This window comes from Microcoleus sp. K4-B3 (genome assembly GCF_036704615.1).
In the GTDB taxonomy this organism is placed as follows: domain Bacteria; phylum Cyanobacteriota; class Cyanobacteriia; order Cyanobacteriales; family Microcoleaceae; genus Microcoleus.
In genome coordinates, this window is the sequence record NZ_JAUBSF010000012.1 from 40,939 (window position 1) to 63,248 (window position 22,310).

Annotated in this window: 13 protein-coding genes and 2 pseudogenes; 5 read left to right on the forward strand and 10 right to left on the reverse strand. The window is 45.0% G+C overall.

All coding sequences use genetic code 11. The features are described from left to right. Positions 1 to 46: 46 nt before the first annotated feature. From QUA78_RS08415 to QUA78_RS08435, 5 genes and pseudogenes are all read right to left on the reverse strand, one after another. On the reverse strand, positions 47 to 1,189 hold the full coding sequence (locus QUA78_RS08415) for an ISAs1 family transposase (protein WP_333305535.1): 1,143 nt from the start codon (positions 1,187 to 1,189) through the stop codon (positions 47 to 49). Positions 1,190 to 1,267: 78 nt separating this feature from the next. Then, the gene (locus QUA78_RS08420) at positions 1,268 to 6,994 is read right to left on the reverse strand and encodes a WD40 domain-containing protein (protein ID WP_333305536.1); all 5,727 of its coding nucleotides are present in this window, start codon (positions 6,992 to 6,994) and stop codon (positions 1,268 to 1,270) included. After that, on the reverse strand, positions 6,991 to 7,500 hold the full coding sequence (locus QUA78_RS08425; RefSeq protein WP_333305538.1) for a hypothetical protein: 510 nt from the start codon (positions 7,498 to 7,500) through the stop codon (positions 6,991 to 6,993). The genes QUA78_RS08420 and QUA78_RS08425 overlap by 4 nt, the downstream gene beginning before the upstream one ends. A 38-nt stretch (positions 7,501 to 7,538) precedes the next feature. After that, positions 7,539 to 8,982, reverse strand: a pseudogene (gene tnpC, locus QUA78_RS08430) (IS66 family transposase). Positions 8,983 to 9,037: 55 nt separating this feature from the next. Continuing rightward, a pseudogene (locus QUA78_RS08435) lies at positions 9,038 to 9,853 on the reverse strand (P-loop NTPase fold protein); the annotation flags it as partial. Positions 9,854 to 10,146: 293 nt separating this feature from the next. Here QUA78_RS08435 and QUA78_RS08440 point away from each other — a divergent pair. Then, positions 10,147 to 11,016, forward strand: a complete 870-nt coding sequence (locus QUA78_RS08440; RefSeq protein ID WP_333300850.1) for a CPBP family glutamic-type intramembrane protease — start codon at positions 10,147 to 10,149, stop codon at positions 11,014 to 11,016. A 175-nt stretch (positions 11,017 to 11,191) separates the two neighbouring features. On the opposite strand, the gene cbiE is transcribed toward QUA78_RS08440, so the two are convergent. The 3 genes from cbiE to QUA78_RS08455 form a co-directional block, all read right to left on the reverse strand. Next, a complete protein-coding gene (gene cbiE / locus QUA78_RS08445) occupies positions 11,192 to 12,547 on the reverse strand; it encodes a precorrin-6y C5,15-methyltransferase (decarboxylating) subunit CbiE (protein WP_333300848.1) in 1,356 nt (451 codons plus the stop codon). Next, positions 12,531 to 13,730 (reverse strand): transposase, encoded by a 1,200-nt coding sequence (locus QUA78_RS08450; protein ID WP_333300846.1) that lies wholly within the window; start codon positions 13,728 to 13,730, stop codon positions 12,531 to 12,533. Before QUA78_RS08450 ends, cbiE begins: the two co-directional genes overlap by 17 nt. A 254-nt stretch (positions 13,731 to 13,984) precedes the next feature. Continuing rightward, the gene (locus tag QUA78_RS08455) at positions 13,985 to 14,725 is read right to left on the reverse strand and encodes a DUF1868 domain-containing protein (RefSeq protein WP_333300855.1); all 741 of its coding nucleotides are present in this window, start codon (positions 14,723 to 14,725) and stop codon (positions 13,985 to 13,987) included. A 175-nt stretch (positions 14,726 to 14,900) separates the two neighbouring features. Here QUA78_RS08455 and holA point away from each other — a divergent pair, with 175 nt between their 5' ends. Then, complete coding sequence (holA, locus tag QUA78_RS08460; RefSeq protein WP_333300845.1) at positions 14,901 to 15,878, forward strand: DNA polymerase III subunit delta; 978 nt, start codon at positions 14,901 to 14,903, stop codon at positions 15,876 to 15,878. A 230-nt stretch (positions 15,879 to 16,108) separates the two neighbouring features. Next, positions 16,109 to 17,146 carry a hypothetical protein gene (locus QUA78_RS08465; protein WP_333300843.1) on the forward strand — a complete coding sequence of 346 codons (1,038 nt, stop codon included), beginning with the start codon at positions 16,109 to 16,111 and terminating at the stop codon, positions 17,144 to 17,146. 365 nt (positions 17,147 to 17,511) lie between these two features. On the opposite strand, the gene QUA78_RS08470 is transcribed toward QUA78_RS08465, so the two are convergent. Together QUA78_RS08470 and QUA78_RS08475 are read right to left on the reverse strand one after the other, a co-directional pair. Further along, positions 17,512 to 18,546, reverse strand: coding sequence for a histidine kinase (locus QUA78_RS08470; protein ID WP_333300841.1), 1,035 nt, complete (start codon positions 18,544 to 18,546; stop codon positions 17,512 to 17,514). Positions 18,547 to 19,084: 538 nt separating this feature from the next. Further along, positions 19,085 to 20,491, reverse strand: coding sequence for an S-layer homology domain-containing protein (locus tag QUA78_RS08475; RefSeq protein WP_333300839.1), 1,407 nt, complete (start codon positions 20,489 to 20,491; stop codon positions 19,085 to 19,087). A gap of 69 nt (positions 20,492 to 20,560) precedes the next feature. Here QUA78_RS08475 and QUA78_RS08480 point away from each other — a divergent pair, with 69 nt between their 5' ends. Both QUA78_RS08480 and QUA78_RS08485 read left to right on the forward strand, forming a co-directional pair. Next, positions 20,561 to 21,106, forward strand: a complete 546-nt coding sequence (locus QUA78_RS08480) for a hypothetical protein (protein ID WP_333300838.1) — start codon at positions 20,561 to 20,563, stop codon at positions 21,104 to 21,106. Positions 21,107 to 21,581: 475 nt separating this feature from the next. Then, the gene (locus QUA78_RS08485; protein WP_333300836.1) at positions 21,582 to 22,064 is read left to right on the forward strand and encodes a BON domain-containing protein; all 483 of its coding nucleotides are present in this window, start codon (positions 21,582 to 21,584) and stop codon (positions 22,062 to 22,064) included. The last annotated feature ends 246 nt before the right edge of the window (positions 22,065 to 22,310 follow it).

Below are 22,310 nucleotides of genomic sequence, written 5' to 3' on the forward strand. Positions count from 1 at the left end.
TGTTTCCAAGTTGTATAAGAGTTAATAATGAGTTATTCGTGAGAATTTAGTTGACTGCAACAGCGAGGATCTTGGTCAAATAGTCATCATCCCACCCGGCTCGAAGTCGCTTATTTTTTGCTCCAGTTTTTGAAGTTTTCTCTTGATTCAAAAGATTGAGCGAGATGTGTCTAATCATAGCAAAGTTTTGCGGAGCATTATCTTTTCTAATCCGACACTCATCTTCACGAAAACCCACATCTAATACCCAATGTAAAGAATTTTCAATTCCCCAATGGCTGCGGACTGATTCACCCAGGTTTTGAGCATCATTTGGTAAACTACTAATGTAATAACGAGTTTCAATAGTTGTTTTTCCCTTCACTATCCTCACGGATTCTATCATACCTATACTCGGGAATTTCTCCCATTGATTGTCGGGGTCAATCAGCTCTTTGATGTCACTCAACATTAAGTGATGTCGAATTTCTGAGCGACCATGCTTACTCTCTTTATTCGTCGAATAAGCTGTATGGGTAAATCCCGAAAATCCTTGTCTAATTGCTTGTTTAAACAACTCTTCTACTCTGGCATACAGGGATGGTTGGTTCTTTTTTAAGGTGATTACATAATCTCCTTTTTGTTCGACAATTGACTTCACAATTGACTTCTGACAGCCCATAGCATCAATGGTGACAATGCTTCCATTTAATTCTAATGCTTTGAGTAAAGTCGGAATAGCTGTGATTTCATTCGACTTTTTATCAACCTTAACTTGTCCTAAAACTAATCTTTGACTCGTCGCCCAAGCACTGACCATATGAATTGCTTTTTTATCTCCTCCCCGTGAGTAAGAATGGCGAAGAGTTTTGCCATCAATTGCGATTACTTCTCCGGGATTGAAGCAACTAATAGATTGAATCCAACTCAAAAAACATTTCTGAAATTGCTCCGGTTTGAGCCGAGAAAATACTCGCGCAATTGTGTCATGCGAAGGGATGCCATTCGGCAATTCTAAAATTGTCTTTAACCATTCGTATTTAGCACGCCCGTAACTTTCGATATCCACCCATGTATCAGCACCGCAAATCACGGCACAAATTGAGAGGGTGATAATATCAATTAATTGATGATGCTTCGTTCGCTCAATTCGGGGATCTTCTAAGTCAGCAAAATGGTCGGCGATCGTGATTTTAGGTTTGAGTTTCATACAGGTAAACCCTAATTAAATGTTTTGTAGTTACTCAATAATTCTTCTCCAATATACCAGATTCTGTTAACATGAAATTTAGATGCGTTCGCCCTGGCCACTTTGATAATCCCAGAGGATAACAGTGCTGTCATCGCTAGCTGAGGCGATCTTTGAACTATTCGGATTGAAAATTACATCCCGAACAGGACTTTTATGTTTTTCAAGAGTTTTAATCAATCCACCTTTTAAGTTCCAAAGTTTTACGGTTTTGTCATCACTGGCAGATGCAAGTATCTTACCGTTTGGACTAAAACGGACGCGATTTACTTTATCTGTATGCTTGTCTAAAATATGGAGTGCATTACCATTAAAATCCCACAGTCTCACTGTTTTATCATCACTGGCAGAGGCAACTAGCTGACTGGTAGGACTAAAACTGACACTATTGATGCGATCGCCGTGTCCTTTTAATGTGGCAACTATCTTTTTGTAATCGCTGTTCCAGAGTTGCACCACATCTTCTACACCGGAAACAGCAAATGTCTTGCCATCCGCTCCAAAGTGCACACTTTCAACCCGGTTCCCGTGTCCCTTAAGAGTTAGAACGAGTGTACCGTCGCTCTGCCAAAGCTTTACGGTATTATCTTTGTCCGCAGTGGCAAGCATCTTACTATCCGGGCTAAAACTGACTAAAGTAATTTTACTGTGATGTCCCGTCAGGGATTGAATAAGCTTACCATTACTACTCCAAAGGTTTACTACATTATTCCTTTCAACAGAGGCAATTCGTCTTCCATCTTGACTAACACTAATTTTAGGAACGTCACCGCCGTCATTTTTAATAGTTTTAATTACCCCACCTTCTCTGTTGTAAAGTTTGACGTTATCCTCAGATCTCAATATAATAATTGTGCTGTCAGGACTGAAACTAATTTTAGGGGAATCATCGCTATTCTCTGCGAGAGGCGCGATTTTTTTACCGTCACTACCCCAAAGTTTGACACTACTAGAATCAACTGATACAAGCAATTGGTTGTCAAGGCTAAAACTGACATTAACGTTATAGAAGTCTTCCGGTAAAGTGGTAATCAAAGCCCCATTCCGCCTCCAAAGTTTCACCAGGCCATCGGAACTCCTGGTAGCAATAATCTGACTGTTGGGGCTGAAAATCGCGCTATAAATTAGCCCATTATGCCCCTTGAGGGTTTGAATCACTTTTCCATTTCGACCCCAAAGTTGCACGTCATTGTAATTTCTAGGGACAAATAACATCTGACTGTCGGGGCTGAATCTTACTTGACTGTTATCGGAAGGATTCCTTCGATTTAATCTGCCACTCGACTTTTCAATTGTTTGAATCAGTAAACCGTCGCGATTCCACAGCTTCACTATATCATCCAAACTGACAGTAGCAATAAGCTGACTGTCAGGACTAAAAATAACTTCTGAAATCTTCTTTGTGTGACCTTGCAAAGTGCCTATGAACTTGCCATCTTGGTTCCACAGCTTTACTATATTGTCTTGGCTGACAGTAGCAATCAGCCGACTGTCAGGACTAAAAATTACCTTCGTAATGCGTGCTTTCTGACCTTGCAGACTTCTAATTAGCTTGCCATCCGATCTCCACAGCTTGGCTGTATTATTTCTCTCTACAGTAACCATGAGCTTACCATCCGGACTGAATTCGGGAAATGACGAATTCAGCTCGAAGGTATTCAGTAATTTGTTTGTACTGTTCCAGAGTTTTGTCGTCGCCTGAGTACCCATTAAAGCAATTACCTTACCGTCGGAACTAAAACTTGCGTTTTCCATGCGGTCGGCAAGTTCTAGCGAATTTTTTACTGTTCCGTCGCTGTTCCAAAAATTCAACTGGTTATCATCAATAGAAACGGGAAAATTGTCAGGGCTGAAGCCGACAATTTTGCTTCTCTTCATTCGATCTTCCTGGTTATCCAAAGTCTCTGAATCAAGACTCACAAGTTTAACTACATTATCCTTACTAGCTAAGGCAATAGTTTTAGCATCGGGGCTCAAGTTGCCAGTTGTCGGAGCGGCCATACTTAAAATTTTCAACTGTTCACTTTTACTACCTTCTATCTTCCAAAGACTTTCCCCATCGAATTTGTGAAAAGCGGCCAGCAACTTACCATCAGAACTGAAACAAGCGAAAACAGGAATGTAAAAATCTGCTATATTAAATGTTGTGAGTAAAATACCATCAATTTTCCAAATTTTGAGGGTATTGTCCCGACTAGCTACACTCAGAGTTTTGCTATCTGGACTGAATGCCAAGTCAAGAACGCCAGAACTATTTATAGATTGAAGTTGCTTACCCTCTAAACTCCATAGTTTGATAGTACCATCCTCACTAGCTGAAGCAATCCTTTGACCGTCCGGGCTAAAACGCACGATGTTAACAGTCGAAGTATGCCCTGGCAGCGTTTTAATTGGAGTGCCATCAATTTTCCAAAGTCTTACACTATTGTCCCGGCTAGCAGAAATAATCGTCTTACCGTCTGGACTAAATCGAATATTTGTTACCCAATCTGTGTGTCCTTTTAAAGTTTTAATGAATGTGCCATTCAGACGCCAGAGGTAAATTTTACTATCCTTGTTTCCAGCGGCAATAATTTGACTGTCAGGGCTAAACGCGACGCTTGTAAATTCATTCCCATATTTTATTTCCAAAGGAGGTTTTTTCTCGCTACCGTCGCGGTTCCAAAGTTTCACAGTTTTATCTTTACTACTAGAAGCAATGAATTTGCCATCAGGGCTAAAACTAATATCTGTGATAGTATCGGTATGACCCTCCAATCGGTTGCGCTCTCTTACGTTATAAACAACCTCCTGCAATCTCGACACCACTTGATTCTTAGTATTTGGTTCTACTCTCCATCCATGTTTAAGCTTTTTCCCAGCTTTTAAACCTTCTACCAGCGCCTCTAACTCTTTCTCTGAAGCCAGCAAGGATTCGGAATTAGCGCTAATTTGTTTGAGTTCAGCATTAGTTTCACCAATTTTCGCCTCAACTCCAAATACACCTGCGAGAACTGCGAGAACTGCCATGATAGCCCCGCCGGCCATCGCCAGTTTTAATTGTCGTTTTAGCACCCGATTTAACTCAGCTTCACTGCGCTTTCTTTGCGCTCTTTCTTTTTCCAATTCTTCAATCAGTTCATTATTTTTTTGGCGACGCACGAAATCAGCCAGATAATCGTGAACCAGTTGATAGCGATTGTCGGGAAAACTAGGTAACAGCAATACCAACCCAGACTTCACAAAAATTTCCAGAACTAACTCTAGGTGACTGATCTCTGTTAGTAAGTCTTCTAAAGCTTTTTTTAAATCATCACGAGTTCTGAGGGGACGAGTGCTATTTTCATCTGTTAGTAACCACAAAACAAGTTCAGCAAGCTGCTTATTTTCTGAACCGCAGTCTTTAATAACTTCTTCTAAAAATCTGGCTACCAGTGCTGCTTTGGGCCCTTTTTGTCGATATTGAGCTAAAGTCGTAATATTCTCAGATTGTAATTGTGCGCCCACAATTTGCAGTTCGACTGGACGCACCTCGTTAACTTCTCCTGCTAAATCTTTGACAAGTTCATCAATCAAAGCAGGTTCTAACTCAAACTGAGTCCTTTCAGTTAAACTTTGAATAACTAACTTTGCCTCATCGGGCTTAAAGTTACCTAAGTAAAAAATAATATTTTTATCCAAAATATTATCATGAATTACATCAAATCTAGTGAAGCGCGTACACTCTAATAAATAATGCAGGTAATCTTCTCGAAGGGAAAGAATTACTTTGACGTAAGGAATCTCCAAACAAGCGCGTAAAAAATCATAAAACTTTTTTCTTTGTACGCTGTCTTTACAAATAAAGAAAAATTCTTCAAATTGGTCAAAAATCAGAATGGTTAACAGATTATGCTCCGCATTTTTCCGTAATTGAGCGAGCAGAGAGTCTGTTAAACTCAAGGTAGGAGAGTTAAGCCCAAAATTAGATTCGTCATCTTCTCTTTCTTCGACACTAGAAATGGTTAAAGAAAATCCTTTTTTAATATTGGCCAGTTCCTTTGATAAACACTTAGCCAGTTCATCAGCCCAATCTGCATAAACCTGCTGTAAAACTGGCAGAACACTGCGGGCATTTATCGGCTTTTGTTTTAAAGCAGGGATTAGTCCAGCCTGTTCAATTGAACTTTTGCCAACCCCTGATTCCCCGTGGATGATCGTCAGTTTGCAGTCATCTCGCTCGATTCGTTCCAGCAAGCGTTCGACACTGTGCAACCGTCCCGAAGAGGCGATTTCCTGGGCAACTTCGTCTTGCGGTTCAGCAGAGGGTAACGCTGGGTTGGCAATCTGTTGTTTTGGCTGCAACCTCCCTGCACCGATAAAAGCTCGAAAACCAAACTGACTTTCGATCGCTTGTCGCTCTTGTTTAATCTGAAAGGCATTGAGGTATTGTCCTTGTTGGAAATAGTATTCTCGCAAATTTGTCAAAATCTGGATGTAAAGCTCTGGGTCGTATTGAGATTTGGTTTGATTTCTGGCAGTTTCTAAAGTGGCGATAGCCTCTAATAGCTGACCGAGTTGCTGTTGTGCTTTCGCTAGGGAAAACAAATACCAACCCTGATGAAAAAAAAGTTCTAAATCCAATAAAGCACTTTGTTCCGGTGATGGATTTGATATAGTCTCTGTAGCATCATTTAGTAGAAACAGAGCCTGCCCGGCCGCTTGTTTTGCCTCAATCCACAAGGATTTAGACAACGCCACTTCAGCGAGAAAGCCATAAACTCGGGCTTGTCTGAATTGGTTGTAATATGTTTGATGGAGAACTAAGGCTTTTTGCGCCACGAGTTCTAATTTGTGCCAATGCTTCAGCCGGTGCAGCACCTCTGCCCAAAAATTGATAAATTTAGCCGCTAAGTCGGGGCGATCGGCTTGTTCAAAAGCCTCTATTGACTGCTGAAAATACTCTCTGGCGCGATCGCCAGCTTGCTGATGTTCCACACGATGTCGCACTGCGTAATTTCGCCACCACAGTCCAATATAAAATAGTAAAAGTCCACAACGAGCGCGATCGCCTGTTTGCTTCCACAAAGCCAAACTTTGCTCGTAATGGTGGCGAGATGTAACATCGGAATTATCCGCAACTCGACCCAAGATAAATTCCAAACCAGCTTCCAACTCAGGGTCTAACGTCACCCCTCGATGTTGCAATTCTTCACAAGCTGACTTGAGCTCAGCGCAACGCGGAGAACCCTTCTCAATGCCTAGTGCAGCATTATCTAAAAATACGTTATCGCGAGAATTTAAAACCTTAGCAAACACCTCATCAACCGTTTGCCGAATGAATTGAACCAACTCATCCACGGTCATTTGAAACTCCACCGTCGTTGCCCAACTGTGGAAATCTGGAATCAACCGAATCAGCTTGCACAGGATCGCATCTGTCACCCACAACACTACAGGAAAAGTAAAGTTGCGAAACTCCTCTCGAATCTGATTAGTCGCCGTCAAAACCGGGTCGATTTCGAGCACAGACTCCAGACCAACTATCATTAGTGCATTAGGTTGTTCTGTACCCAGTTCTTCTGTAATCCGGGTGTAGAGAGTTTGAACGGACTTTTCTAGCACCAATTCCCGCATCTGAACCGGACATTGTTCCCGCAACCGCTGCACAATTTGTTCCCGCAATGTTCTGTAGTTGCAAACCGCTAAAATTAAGGAAAACTCTTCTTGAAAGCAAGTAATTCCCCGGATCAGGGTTTTCAAAGACTCTTGATTAATCTGTATTAATTCGGGTGAGGAATCATTCATAATTGCAACTCCTTTGCCTCTGCTAAAATAGGGTTGATATCAAACCAACTTTCATCTGCATCGCGATACTCAAAGACAAATAAACTCCGCAGTAAAGTTTGATATTCTTCCTCACCTCTGACAGTTTTTTGTTGCGCTACCAGCCGTAGCAGTTCCCATTCATGGGGCGTGATTGCTTTACTCAGTTCGCTGCGCCGCTGGCTAATGACTCGCTCTACCAAATCGCGCGAAAAAGGCGGGTCGTCTTTTTTCATACAGCTATTAAGCAGCACTAACAAGTTCCGCACATGACCGCCGCTGACTTGACAGAGGTAATCTAACGTTTCTGATGCGTCAAACACTTCTGAGATTAAGTTGATGCGTTGGTCTAAATCTACATTAGGGAAAGCTCTTGCTAGAATCATTTGTCGGAGCAAAGTAATGCCTTCTGAACATACACTGCCGTCTCGTTCATGCACTCGCACCATCGGCAACAGTTGAGGATCGGAGCCAAAGCGATTAGTCAAATTTTCTTTGTCATTGGAGAAAGCTAGAACGTAAGGATTCAGGTCTGAAGAATGGGAATGAGCTCAGGCATAGCCAAGTCACAAGAATGGGCATTCATAGCCTCACGGAAAAAAGTCATTACTGAACGAGCTTGAAAACGACAGGTTTGAATCACACTAAGTAGATCAGCCGTTTCCTCAAATCGTTTCATCGAACGAGAGCCGCCAGAAACTTTCCGCTTAGTTACAGCTAACCGTAGAGAACGTTCTGCTAAATTATTATCTGGAGGAACCGAGGGGTCAGAGAGAAAATACCACCATTGTTCTGCCTTATCCCGTAAGGATTTGAGTAACAAACCTGCGGTATAACCAACTTTGTTCAACCAAGTCTCCAAAGCAAGATTCAATCGTATTTTGAAATCCTGAGCCCATGAGTAGTATGTGAGTTGCTCCTTCGTCTTGCGCCACGACTCATGGGCGATAAAAGCTTCATCTATTAATGACAGAAATATTTGAGCGACTGCTGCATTATCATTGCCAGGAAGTACCAGCACTTTCTTAAAATGCCGTCGTAAATGGGCCAGACACTTCTGTTGAGCTGCGACTTTCACACCATTATAAACACTGAAATCATCTGAGCTTAAGACTCCCGCAAATTCTTTGCCCAGCATGGTTTCTAGTTCCACGCGCCCCCTGGTATCTGCGGCATGAAATAAACAAAATCCTTCTCCACTAGCCGTCCATAGCCATTCTTTAACCCCCATCACACACCGGGGGTGTTTCATCTACATGAACGTTTGATTGTAGAGGGGCCCATTCCCACAGTGCTTTGATAGCTGGCTCTACTGCTGCTGCTACTCGTTGATTGGTTTTTTGGAGTGTTCCTACGGACACTTCTATCCTGCCGAGTTCCCACAACAATTCAGTCAGCTTGTCGTAGGAAAGATGTCCATAATTCCCCAGCCAGACTAAGAGTGCTTGAAGATTAACGCTCAAGTCTTGTCCTGGAATTATTCCGCTTGGTGGTTCTCCTCTGACTACTGCACCACATTCGAGGCATTTACACGATTGTGTTTGATATTCAACAACTTCGATTGGTTTTGCTACTAGACTTGCTACTTGCTGTCTATGAATGTTAATTACTTCACTTAATTCTTTACTGCCACAATTGAGACAGATGTCGGGTGAGCTAATTTCGGTTCTGTCTACTCGTCCAAACCCTTTTCGGGTTTTCCCGGGATGACCTGGTTGTCCACCTGGTTTCTTTTTTTGGTCTGCTTCTGGTTGGACTGTTGGTTTCTCTGATTTTTGGATCAGATCCGTTGATGGGGGCTTTGATGAAGTCTGACTGGTGGTTCGACTTTTCCCCGTAGCAATGGCTAGTTTTTCTTGTAATTCTTCAATAATTTTTTGCAGCCCCAGTACCATTTCCACCAGTTCAGCTTGGCTCAACTGCTGGATTTCGGTTTTTTTCTGCTCTCTGGTGGCTGCGGGCTTTTTCATTCGTTTATTTTACCAGCTTTTGACACTGAAGTTTTTTTGACCTGAATCCTTACGCTAGAACTAAGGGGACGGTGTAGACAACGTGGCACTTGAGTTTGTTCAGTTGTTCTCCTCGGTCTACAAAAAGGTACTCAGGTTGAGTTCTTCCTGATGACCTTGGCTTGTTATCAATCCGGTCTAGATTGTCAACAATCACGACCATTCCGGCTTTGCCTTGCTGCTTTAGCTGCTTTTGGGCTGGTTCAATTAGTTCCTGATTAATGGCTTCTAAGATATTATTGACTCGCGGCTCCAAGTGTTGTCTTAACAGAGAGCGAATATCTTTACTATCCTTTGCTTTGGTGGTGATTTCTCCTATTCCTACTGCTAGGGAAAACTTTCCTGGTTCTGCATTTATGCCGATATCGCCCACGACAGGAACTTTAGCTTTGATTCCGGTGATTTCTGAGTTTAAAAGGTTGGCAGCTCCTTGGAGTAAATTCTGGAAACGGGTTGGTTGGAGTTGGATGTGAGCGGCCTCCAAACTCTGGCTGACTTGACGGGCGATCGCCAGTAAGATATCGCTGATATCCACATCTCCCATATCGAAGTCTTGAGAAGACTCAAAATAAACTACGTGGAAACTTTTTTGTTCTAACTCTGCTTTTAGTCGCGATAATTCAGTGGATTTCCCGCAACCGATATGTCCGGTGAATAACTGACAAGTTGGCTCATCTTGGGAGAAGATTATAGCACGACCCAGTTCTTTGATCAGATTGCTCCCTCGCACTGCTGAAAAATCGATGTAATACTGTCTATCTTCAGGTTGGCTGATATCAAGAGTCCGGCTGGGATTGGATGCTTTAAAAAATCTGTGAAAATCTAGTGTCATCACACCCTCACTTATATATTATGCTCGATTATATTCTGCATTTAGGTTCTCAGCACTCACTGGCTCGATGCTGGCTGTGTGGGGACACTTACACCCCTCCAACTCCAAGTGTCGAAAGTTACCGTCAGGAAATCGGGTGCTTTTGATTTGACTGTGGAAAAGGTAGACTTGCAGAGTATTCGTTGGAAACCCTGCCACGCCCATTCACCATTTTGATGGTTACATTTATTGCCATTTGTCCAGTAATGTCAAGTTTTTAACTGATTAGACGCGTACCGATCGCAACCCATTAAATGTGGAATAGTATAACTAACCTGCGACTGCTGTCGCCGTCAATACCAGCAATTGTCAAAATAATCTTGTTTTTCTCAACTTGGATGGTTGTGTGGCTTCCCGCAGCGATTGTGCTGGCGATCGCCCTCAAATGGCATCCACCCCAACCCCTGGGAAACAAAAAACTACCTTTACTAGCTTCCCTCTACGTGATTGTCCCCTTCATTTTATGGGCGACAAGTTGGATCGAAAACACATCTTTTACTAACTGGGGTTGGGATTGGCAACTCGCAGTTTTGATGTCATTACTGCGGGGCTTAGGATTAGGAATAATCAGCTTAGTAATTTTATTCGGTCTGCAATTAACCGCAGGCTGGCTCGAGCTACAAAAAAGCGAAAATTCTACCGAAACAGTCGAAAAACCAATTAATTTTTGGACTTTAATTTTTAACCCTGCTAGTCTGCTGACTCTGTTATTAGCACTGTGGATTAGCGCCACAGAAGAGTTAATCTTTCGCGGCTGCTTGCAAACAATCCTCCAGCAAGATTACTCAGTGCTAATCGCAGCAGCGATCGCCAGTTTCATTTTTGCGATCGCCCACCTAATTTGGGCCGCCAAAGAAACTCTACCGCAACTTCCCGGATTGTGGCTGATGGGGATGGTTTTAACATTAGCCCGCATCGCCAACAATGGCAGTTTAGGATTGGCGATCGGCATTCACGCAGCTTGGATTTGGGGTATAACTACCGTAGATACAGAAGGCGCAATTAATCCCACAGGCCGCGCACCGGAATGGATTACAGGAATAGCAGCAAAACCCCTAGCCGGTGTCGCCGGAATTTTGTTATTGCTAGCAACAGCAGCCGTACTGTTCTTAATTAAAAATTAAAACCTAATACCCCAAACCCCTTTAAAATTACCTCTTCTCTTCCTCTCTTCCTCTGCGCCCTCTGCGCCCTCTGCGGTAAAAAAAGATTAGATTCAATCAAGCGAGAACTAAAACCAGAAAAAACACAGATAACACAGGCATTAATCTGCGTTAATCGGCGGTTAAAATTCAGACATTAATTCAAATGTCGATCGATCGTCACAATCGAAACCGGATTCAGCGCGTCAAAACGAGTTGAATTTCCCCCAGCCACAGAACGAGATAACTGCACTTGCACGATTCGGTAACTCCAGTGCGGTTCCCGGCGCACCCGATCGCCCATCCAGCTCAAAACAGTAGCAATATCCTCAAAAGCATCCAAAGCCAGCACGATCGAGCCTCCAGGAATCAGCCGCAGCGCGCAAACGCCCAAAATTTTAGTCAACCCTCCGCCACTACCGCCAATAAAAATCCGGTGCGGAGGACGCAAGCGGTGCAAAATTTCCGGGGCAGTTCCATAAATCGAAAACACATTTTGCAGCCCAAAACGGCCGTTGTTGAACTCGATCGCAGAAGTACCAGAAACCGTTTGTTCGATCGCGTACACCTCAGACTGCGGGAATAAACGAGCAATTTCGATCGACACAGAACCGTTACCAGCGCCCACATCCCAGACAACTTGTCCCGGTTGCAAAGCCAATTGTCCCAGCACCAACACCCGCACTTCCCGTTCCACCGTCAAACCCGGCTTGTCGCCACAACCGATAAAAGCTGCATCCGGTATTCCCAACAAAGGCAACTTTTCCAAATCCAAAGGTTCTGCCCTCGGCGGGGACTCCCGCAGCATCACAACCACGCTCAGCGGTGCAAAAGACTCTCCCAGCAAAGCTGACAGAGAACGCAGGCCCACCCGCTCGTCAGCAGAACCCAAATTTTCGCAAACCCAAAACTCGTAGCGTGTAGGCAAATCTAGAGCTTTTACCCAATTTGCCAGGGCCGCCGGAGTATGAGTTTCGTCGGCGAGCACTGCAATTTTCTCGACACCGAGCTTGAGTTTGGCAGTCAGTTCCTCAAAATAACGTCCTTGAGAACCCACAAAATGAGCGTCTTGCCAAGGGATTTGCAAGCGATTAAAAGCCAACTGCACAGAACTGACGTGGGGGTAAAAAGTCAATTTTTCTGCCGGCAATTGGGCAATTAGCAACTTTCCCCAGCCGTAGAACAGCGGGTCGCCGGCTACTAAAATTACGATCGGTTGATCACGGGGTTCCACCGTTCCCGCAGAGGGATCTAATTCGGGTTCAGTCGCCCACCAGCGCCGAATTTCCAGAATTGCTTCGGTCAAATCTTCCAACGCCCAGCGCTCTGCGTCGTGCTGGGGAAAATAGCTCAAATGGCGCTCGCTCCCTATTAGCAGAGCGGCCATTTCTACAACCTGCCGCGCCGATTCGCTCAGCCCAGCAGCTCCATCTAAACCTATACCAACAACGTGTACTTTGACAACTCCCTGTCCTACAGGAGCAGGGATTCTTGGTTCATTGGGACCACTCACGTAGCTTGCCCTCCCCAAAATTCACTGCGATTTGCCCAACCGCTGTATATCCACGCTGCAATACTACTTGCGCGGCTGCAACATCTCGATTCGTTTCATAGCCACACGTTTGACATTTATGCACCCGTTCAGATAGTTCTTTTTTGCCTGTATGAGTTTGACATCTTGGACAAGTTTGACTTGTTCCGTTCGGGTTTACAGACGCGAAGTACGCACCTCGCTTAAAGCAAACATGGCTCAAGATATTCAAGAACTGACCAAACCCTGCATCAAGCGTGTGCTTGCTCATCATTCCGGCTGACATTGCTTTGAGGTTCAAGTCCTCAGCAAATACTGTTTGGGCGGAGGTACATAAATGATGTGCGGTCTTGAAATGAAAGTCTTTGCGACTGTTCGAGATGTATTCGTGGTGCAAGGCTATTTGGTGATGAATTTGACGAAACTTTCTAGAGCCTTTTTTCTTGCGCTTGAGTTGACGTTGCAGCAATTTCAGCTTGCGTTGTCCATCCACAAAGAATCGAGGTCTATCAATCAATTCACCATCAGAAGTTGCCAAAAAATGTTTTAACCCTAAATCAATCCCTAATCCATGCCCTGAAGGTGAGGCTTGAGGCACTTGGATATCACATTGCAAAGTGAGCATGGCATAGTAGCCAGAAGCCCTCTTAACAACGCGAATTTGCTTGACATCAAACCCTTGAGGGATTGGACGCGACAGGTGCATTTTGACGCTTCCAATCTTGGGCAAGTTGACCCAATCGGCACCATCAAACTGTTTAACGGATTCTAGATTCAATTGAGGGAACACAAATGAGCGCATCCGTTTTTTGAATCTAGGGAAACCGTGTCCTCGTTCCCACATCGCCACAAACGCTGCCTCTAGTTGGCGCAACGCCTGCTGCAAGACATGGGTGTGAGGCAATTTCAACTCAGGAATTAACTTCTTTGCCAATGCCAATGATTTGCATTGGCGGGCAAAGGTTGGACGCGGTGCATCAGCAGGGATAATGTATTCCTGCTTAATACTGCACGAATTGATATCACACTTACGAGAATTAACCCAATCTTTTCGTTCTCGCAATGCAAAGTTGTAGACCTTGCGGCAAATATTGAGCCACTGGTCGAAAGTTTGGCGTTGCGTATCGGTAGGAATGAGCTTGTACTCGTAGGTTAGATTCAACATACAACAATTTTATAACCCGCCTGAATAAATGCGGTGCTGTTTATTCAAAAACCTCTCGGAGAGATTCCCAACCGAAATTCCCCTTAGAAGGGGGAGGCTTGTATCCCATTTTTTTGGTCAAAGGGGAGAGAGGGAGAGTGGGTGAGTGGGAGATGGGGTGAGTGGGAGATGGGGTGAGTGGGAGATGGGAAAAAATCTTCCTTCTTCCTTCTTCCTTCTTCCCTCTTCCTTCTTCCTTCTTCCCTCTTCCTTCGTTAAAACTCAAAAACAGGCCAATCCGGTTGCCGGAGGTAGGTGGTCATGTCGTCAAACTTCCGCAGTTCCACTCGGTTTACGGACTGTTCTTGCGGCGTGTCCAGCCATTGCTCGTTTAACTCTGACAGCAAAGCGCACAAGCGATCGCGGTCTAAGTTCGGCCCGGTGTCCCCAAAATAAGCCAGAGTAATGTGTGCCGTAAAATGATATTGCTGTTCGATTCCCAAAGCCATTAAATCGGGATTTTGATAGATCGATCGGCGCAACTCAAGAATTTGCTTGTAAGAGTTTTCGTCCGTCGGTGCCAAACAAACACCCACAGCTCTAGTCATCACCATCAACCCCAGCACTATCCAGCGAATGGGAGCGCCGCCCGCCAAGGGTTTGCAGGCGGCAAAACGATCGGCCATGCGCGAGCGCAGTTGCTCCTCAAATTCTGGATTTTTATCGGAGGCATCTCGAAAAGCGCTGCTCCAAATCAAATCGGCTACGGTTAAATGGAAGCTATCAGGAGGCAGTGCCACGAGCGCACCATCCGCTATTTCCTGCAATAGCCGTTGTTGGATCGAGTGCAAATTACTATAAAGTGCAGCATTTTCTGGATCTTCCCCAGCAGGTGGCGTAATCACCGAATAACCCGGAAAAGGTACAGGATATCTGTGACCGGCTTCGTCGGGCTTAAATTTAGGAGATTCCTGAATGTGTTCCACCTGGGACTTGTAGGAGTCCAGCAGCGTCATTCGCGCCACCCGATTTACGTAAGCTTGATAAGTATCATCCAATCTTGATTTCCTCGCGGTGACAAACTCCCACACCAAATTTTATATTATGGTGCGGGCTTCCAACAGCCCAATTCAGGATATGTTGGACAAGCCTCCCGTGCAACTCTGATTTTTTGGCTACTGAGCGTTTTTCATGCAAATTTACCTGTTTTGGGGGGAAGACGACTTTGCGATCGCGCAAGCTGTGACAAGTTTGCGCCAAACTGTCCTCGACCCCAACTGGGCTAGTTTTAACTATGACAAAATTATTGCCGATCGAGCCGACGCTGTGGTCGAAGGGCTCGATCGAGCCTTGACGCCCCCCTTCGGTACCGGCAGCCGTTTTGTCTGGCTGGCAAATACGACTGTAACGCAGCAGTGCTCTCCAGAACTGTTAGCGCAATTTGAACGGACGCTGCCGGTGATTCCCCCTACCACCGTGTTGCTGCTGACATCCGTCAAAAAACCCGACAGCCGGCTCAAGTCTACCAAGTTACTTGTCCAGTCCGCCCAAGTGCGGGAATTTTCGCCGATTCCGCCTTGGAATGACAAAGAATTAGCCCAGCGGGTGCGCCAAGTCGCCGGCGAAATGAACGTCAAATTGACGGCCACAGCGATCGAACTTTTGGCCGGATCCATTGGCAGCGATACCCGCCAGCTATACAGCGAACTCGAAAAATTGCTGCTGTTTGCGGGCAACCGCAGCCAACCTCTGAACCCCGAAGAAGTTGCCGCACTGGTGCACTGTCACGCCCAGAATACTTTCCAGCTAGCCGATGCGATTCGCGAGGGCAATACCTCCGCGGCTTTGGATTTATTGGCAGGCTTAACTGGCCGCAGCGAGCCTGGTTTGAGGATTGTGGCTGGCTTGACTGGTAAGTTTCGGATTTGGCTGTGGGTAAAGGCGATGATCCAAGCGGGCGATCGCGATGATAAAATTGCTCAAGCTCTAGACCTAGGCAATCCGAAACGAGTATACTATTTTCGACAAGAAGTCAAGAACGCCAGCTTAGAAAAACTGCAAAAAAGTTTGCCCTTGCTGCTAGACTTAGAAGCTTCTTTAAAACGGGGGCGAGAAGAAATCTCAACCCTGCAAACCAAAGTTATAGAACTTTCTAGCTTGTTTCGCTGATGCGCGACAGGGCACAGGATCGGCCCCTTACTGTAAATTTTTACAACAAATTTCTTTCTTCGGCTATGTGCTTGATACCGGCTCGCGGGCCCAAAGGTCAATAGATACTAGAAATACTCTCAGAATGCCAAAGTAGAAGTTAATGTGGTAAATAAATATTGTCCGCCGAATGCCGATCGGTTAATATTATTTGCCGGCTCTCCACCCCCCCCAAAAAAAGAGCGCTACCCATGACACAACAGAACCCGCGGGAACTGCTCAAGCAAGGCGATCCAAAAGCGATCGCATCTAGCATCAACCGTACACTCAAACCCAAAGGCATCAACGCCGATGTGACGCGGGACAACGGCTGCCTCCACATAATTCTGGAGGCAGACAAAGTACCGGATCAAATGGTATTGGTCGATTTCATCCGCACCGGCATGACGAAGCTGGGACTCGAATCAATTCACACTGTCAAGGTTTACGGGCGTCGAACAGGTGACGGATCGCCTGCGTGGGAAGATGAAATCGATCTGATGCCTGCGGAGCCAATGCCTTACCCCTTGGATAGTAGAATGCCTGACGACTCTGTAGGTTTAGATGATGTCGAGCCCGAAGGCGAAGACTATTATCAAGAAGGAGAATTCGATCGAGATGACGATGAGGAAGACGAAGACGAAGACGAAGATCAAGCCCCGCCTCCGAAAAAACAATTCCCCAAATGGGTAATACCTGTGGGTATCTTAGTACCTCTGGCGGCGATCGCAGGGCTTTTCTTTACTAAAACTTTCCCCTTCGGCGGCTCCAACCCAGAACCGAACCCCCCCGAAGCTGCTTCCCCCTCCCCCAAACCCTCATCTCCCGCTTCTAAAGCCACCGCACCCTCTCCAGCCGCATCTGGGCGCGCCCCACAGGCAGCCACTCAGACCCCCGCAACCGCTCCCAATGCTGCTGCGCCCGCAAGCCCAGCTCCGACATCTCCACCACCCAAAGCTGCACCAGCATCTCCGGCGCCTAAGGCAGCCTCTCCGGCGCCAACAGCCGCCGCGCCTAAGCCTGACTCTTGGAGGCAAGCCGTTAACACAGCTCAGAAGGCAGCAATTTCGGCCCAGACGGCTCAGTCTCAAAATGAGTGGATCGCAGTAGCAAGCGAGTGGCAGCAAGCGGTTAAGCTCATGAGAGCCGTGCCCTCAACCAGCCCGAACTATCAAAAGGCTCAGCAAAAAGCGGCAGAGTATCAGGCTAATCTGATTGTTGCCAACCGCAGGGCGGCAGCAGCGCCTTAAGAGTTTTGAGTTTTGAGTTTTGAGTTTTGAGTTGAATACTGGATGTGCTAAAAGTCAAAAGTCAAAAGCCAAAAGTAAAAAATCTTGTTTTTACTGAAAGCTTTCTTACCTTTTGACTTTTTTCAATTTTAGTGACATATTCCTACACCAACTGAGTACAGTATGGTTTAGGGTTCTCAGGAAGTCCTCAAGAGTGCATAGGACATTAGCTGTTAAATCAATTCTTTCTCGGTAGTTTACTTTGATACAATCATCCTTAAACTCTAAGATCGTTGCAGCATATTTTGGGGGAACTGGTATAACTCAAAAACACAGCAACAACCCGGTTTATCAAAGCAACCGGGTTACTAAACACAGAGCTTGGGTTAAATCTGTTCTTCCCCTTGATTAAAATGCTGAATTCCTTGATTTTCTTCGACGCGATCAACAGCATCTTTGGGAATATTGAGGATGCCTGTGAATGGATCTTGACTTGATTTCAAAACTTGTTCCTTGTTTTTGCGCTCGGCAATTTCGCGCTGCAACTTGTCAATTGTCCGTTGAAAACGAGCGGCTTGTCTGAGCATTTCTTGTTCCGAAAAATCCAGCAATTGAATCAAATTAGCAACTTGATATTCCAGTAATTGGTTTTCGGTAACATTGTTATTTGTAACAATGTTATTAGCATTCTTTGAACATTCAAAAATATCTTTTTTGTCAAAAACAGACAATGCAGTTTTGACACTAAGTGCCAAATTCTTAAACATTTCAGCCGTGCTTTGGGGAATTTTAACTTTCAGGAACATCACTACCGCAAACAAACTTCCTGACGGCAGAAGTCCCCCAAATCCCAAGACAGACTTGACTTGGTAGGGGATAATTAAAGAATTTTGCTCAGGAATAAAGGGGCTGTCTTTTGCCTCTGATACGTGAAAAATATTTAATACTGCGGGCTCTAATTGCAGGAACCTTTCTCGCTCAATTCCGACGAATGTAGGAATGTCTAAACCAAACTGCCGGATTATTTCCGAAATCGCCGGCATTTGAGCCACTAATTTTGTGCTAACTAATGGAATAGCTGTATTTTCTGCTGCTGTGTGCCGAGAATTCCACTGCGGTTCTGTGCCTGCGGCTGCTAGCAGAGTCCAACATTTCATGTCGGCGGCGGGGGAATTGCCGTTCATTAAGCGGCGCGCGGATTGTTGCAATGAGTCTTCTAATTCCCCGTAGGGATGAGTTTTGAACAAACGCACTAAGGCACAGGTATTCTCTCCAGTTTGCGAGTCGCAAAAATGTTGGTAAATATAGTTAACAATCTTCTGGCTGCTGGCTTCCATACTAGCAGTATTTTTACCTAACTGGCGCAGGACTAAGCTGCATTTTGCCATGTCTTGCGGGGTAAATAGGGTAATATCGTACATTAAAAAACGCTCTCCCAGAGCTCAAACACTCTTTTTCATTTATCGTTAAGGCCGCTACCGCATCCGGAATCCTACTGAGAGTTTTGAGCAAAGTGTTAGTGAAAATATGGAGAAAATTTGTCCGCAAAATGCAGCGGTTGTGTGGAAAGATACAGAAATTAAGATTAAGGCAAAAAACATCTCTTCCTTAGGGTGGGCCACAAGGACAGAAAAGCCGATGTATAGTTTTTGAAAGGATTTTTTACCATAACTCGCCCATAGGAATTAAAGAAACGGGGTTTTTCACCGGATATGCCTCGCGTTTTACTGGGCATTTTCGTAGATAAAAGTCGGTTTCTGGGTAAGCCATTTTCACAGAAATCCTAGAAACTCAAGCAGTAAGTTTTGTGGCGGGCGATCGCGCGCCGATCTAGAAAACTGGTAAAATTTCGGCAGTCTTGGACGCAGAAACTGGGTTTTTTAACGTAGAAAAAACCCGGTTTCTTTGGTTTGGGTAAGTAGATGCTTTGTTGAAAACTTTTAACAACCCCAAACAACTCTACTCAGCAGGTGGAGACTTTGCTTGCAGAGCATCTTTAGCAGACAATCCCTGATCTTGAACGCCAAAATACCACAAACTAGCAGCAGCTTCGGCGCGAGTCACGGATTTCTTCGGCTGAAACAGAGTAGTAAAACCAAAAACGCGGCGAATATTCGCCAAATCTCCATTGTTAAAATCAGCTAAAACTGCCCGCGACGCCTGGGAATCAATCTTAGAAGCATCTTGAAAACCCCACTTTTCTTTCACTCCGTCAATGTTAGCTGTCGGCAAAACTTGACGAGTATCTAAAGGCACTTTCCAGAGAATCATTGTTTCGCGAGTTAAAGGTGCATCCGGGCGAAATTTCACATCTTTAGTTTCTCCCGAAAGCGAACTCGGAATTACACCAGCTTCTGCTAAACCTTGAATGGCTGAAAAATCCGAGTCTGTTTTGGGTACGTCAGAAAAAGCCGGTTCGCTAGAGTCTACTGCTAATCTAATTTGTTTGGCTTGACGGCTAGCATAAATCTGATTGTTAGCTGCTACTAACCAGCGGGCGTATTCGCGGCGAGTGACAATTTTGTTAGGTTTGGGCAAAGTGCTGGCAGTTTCTAAATTAGCACTTTCTGTCGTTCGCACTTTCAGCACTTCTAACTGAGTTAAATCTGCCACATACTGCCGCAACTGTTGAGGAATTTTGTCGTCTTGTTGGCTAACTTTTGCTGATTTTGGCGAAGCGGATGGCGTTGGAGTAGTTCCCTCTGAATTAGATGGAGTTGGTGAAGGTGTTGGAGATGCGCTAGACTCGGAATTATTAGGTTGAGGACTGGCAGCAATTTCTGGGCTGTCTTTGCTGTAGTCGATCGCAAATTCTGTAGAACCCCCTACTTTCTCAGTAGGAAAAAGCGACACAGTTACCCGCAAATTATCTCGGGTTGCTACTAAAGAACCTTGTCCCTCGGCGGTGGGGCGGCTGACTATTTCCCAGTTGCGGCGCCCAAACTCTGTGGAGTAAAAGTTCTGAACGGAATTAACCGGATCGGTGCTTTCCCAGCGCAGCCGCACATTTTTTTGCGACGGATCGGTTTGCCCACCAACTTCGATTAACTCAGCATTAGGATAGAGTGGAATCTCTGTAGGGAAATCGGGAGGAAGTTTGGCGGTAGAGTTTGTCTCAACTGCTGTCGCTGGTGGCGGGGAAGAGAAAACCACTGGATTTTGTTTTAATTTGGGATCGGCGGCTAAAGATTCTTCGAGTGCCTTGCTGTTGGGGCTGTTTGCACAAGCTGTGACAGCAGCCAGCAGACACACAGCCAGCCAAGTATTTACAGCAGCGAGTATATTGGTTTTATTGGTTTTACTGGTTTTAGCTGGCGATCGCCCTTGAGAGTTGCCTCGCCGTTGAGTAAATATAATATTCAGCATAAATCCCCCCTTTGCGGATGTATTTCTAGGCTAGCGCAGATCGATCGGGCAAATATAATTTTTACCGAAATGAAATTGGTATATTTACTTCTAATTACTGCTACATTACTTTTCTCCCCTGTCAAGTTTGCCCGTCCCGCTGCATCTCAACCAGCCCCGCTGCGGACAGCAATTCAGACGCCAGAGTGGCAGCCATTTTGCTCGGCGATGGGTCAGTTTGCGATCGATATGCCGGGAACTCCCAAAATTAATTCCGAAACTTTTTCAACTCAAGTTACCGCTCATACATACCGATCGATCTTAAAAAACAAAGAAACTTATTTACTTCAATACTTTGACCTAGATTTCCGGCAAAGCAACAATAATATTAAAATTACTTTAAATAATGCCGTTGATTTCTTTGTCGTGGGGGCGAATGCTAAATTGTTGCAAGTGCGGGATATTTCCCTCGGAGGCTATCCGGGAAAAGAGTTTGAGTTTCAGCCGCTTTCCCCCACTGAACCTGTAGGTGTAGGTCAAGTTTTTTTGGTGGAAACGCGCGTTTACGGGCTGGTAGCCACTACCCCAGAACCAGAAAATGCTCAAAAATTTCTCGACTCTTTTCGTTTGTTTTGAAGCAGGAAGTTAGGCAGCGGGCAATATACGGGATTTAACGGATTCAACGGATGGATATTGAAGGATGAAGTCAGAGGTTCGCGGTTCTGGGGAAAAATTAGTTGGCAGTGGCGATCGAATTTATTAATAAAGCTTACCCTTTTAAACTGGGTGTATAGGAAAATATTGGCTTTGGCAACGAAAAATGGAGCCATCTACGGGGTTTCTGAGGAATAATGCGGTCAAAAGTAATTAAGTTAAATTTGACATAATACCTTATTTTGTTTTTTGTACTCTATCTAACGACATAGATAAATTTTACACCCGTGGAGCGATGTACATACTTCCTCAAGTTTATATATTTAATATAATGATTTTCAAATCGCAGCAAGCACAAACAAAGATGCTGTCTTGCTCGATCTGGCTCCCATCAGGCTCAACGAAGTCAAGGAAGTCAGGCTCATCGAAAGCTTACCCGGAGGGTATTAACATAATTATGAACAAACTAACACCAATTCTCCTCAGCGGCATCCTATTATTTGGAGCTGCTGCTTGCAGCGACGGGGCTAAAACTAGCGCTGATGCTCCTAATTCTACCACAGAAAATACCACCACCCCGCCCCCAGCCGAGACAGTTCAAAAAACTCAGGGTGACGCCACTAGCGATATTCGCAAAAACCAAGCAAATAATGATATCAGGGCCAGAGAACAGCGCAACAATGTGACTGGCGGCGATGCAATGAGAGCCGATGGCGACCTCAAAAGTGAAGTTCGCTCGAAGTTGGAAGTAAACATCACTAAAGGTCAGCTAACTGTTGAGGCAAAAGACGGGGCTGTCACCGTAGGTGGCACAGTTCCCAATCAAACTGATTTAGCTAAAATTGAGCCGCTAGCTAAAGAGATTAAGGGTGTCAAAACGGTGAATGTTACGGCTGTTGTCGCCCCCGCTGCACCCGCATCGCCTAGCAGCAAGCAATAAATTAGGAGTAAGTTCGGGCGGGAACGCGCAGTGTAGGGAATTTAACGGATTTAACGGATGGATTTTTGAGGGAAGTTTGGGCATTTTAAGATTGCTTTCGGAGCGGTTGGCAGCGCTTAGATCGATCCTGAAAAGTAGGGCGACAGATAGATTTTACCCGATCGTCTGTAGGGACACGGCAATCCCGTGTCCGACGCCTGGATCTGTGACATTTAATGATTGTTATCAGATTGAGGATTGTCGCAA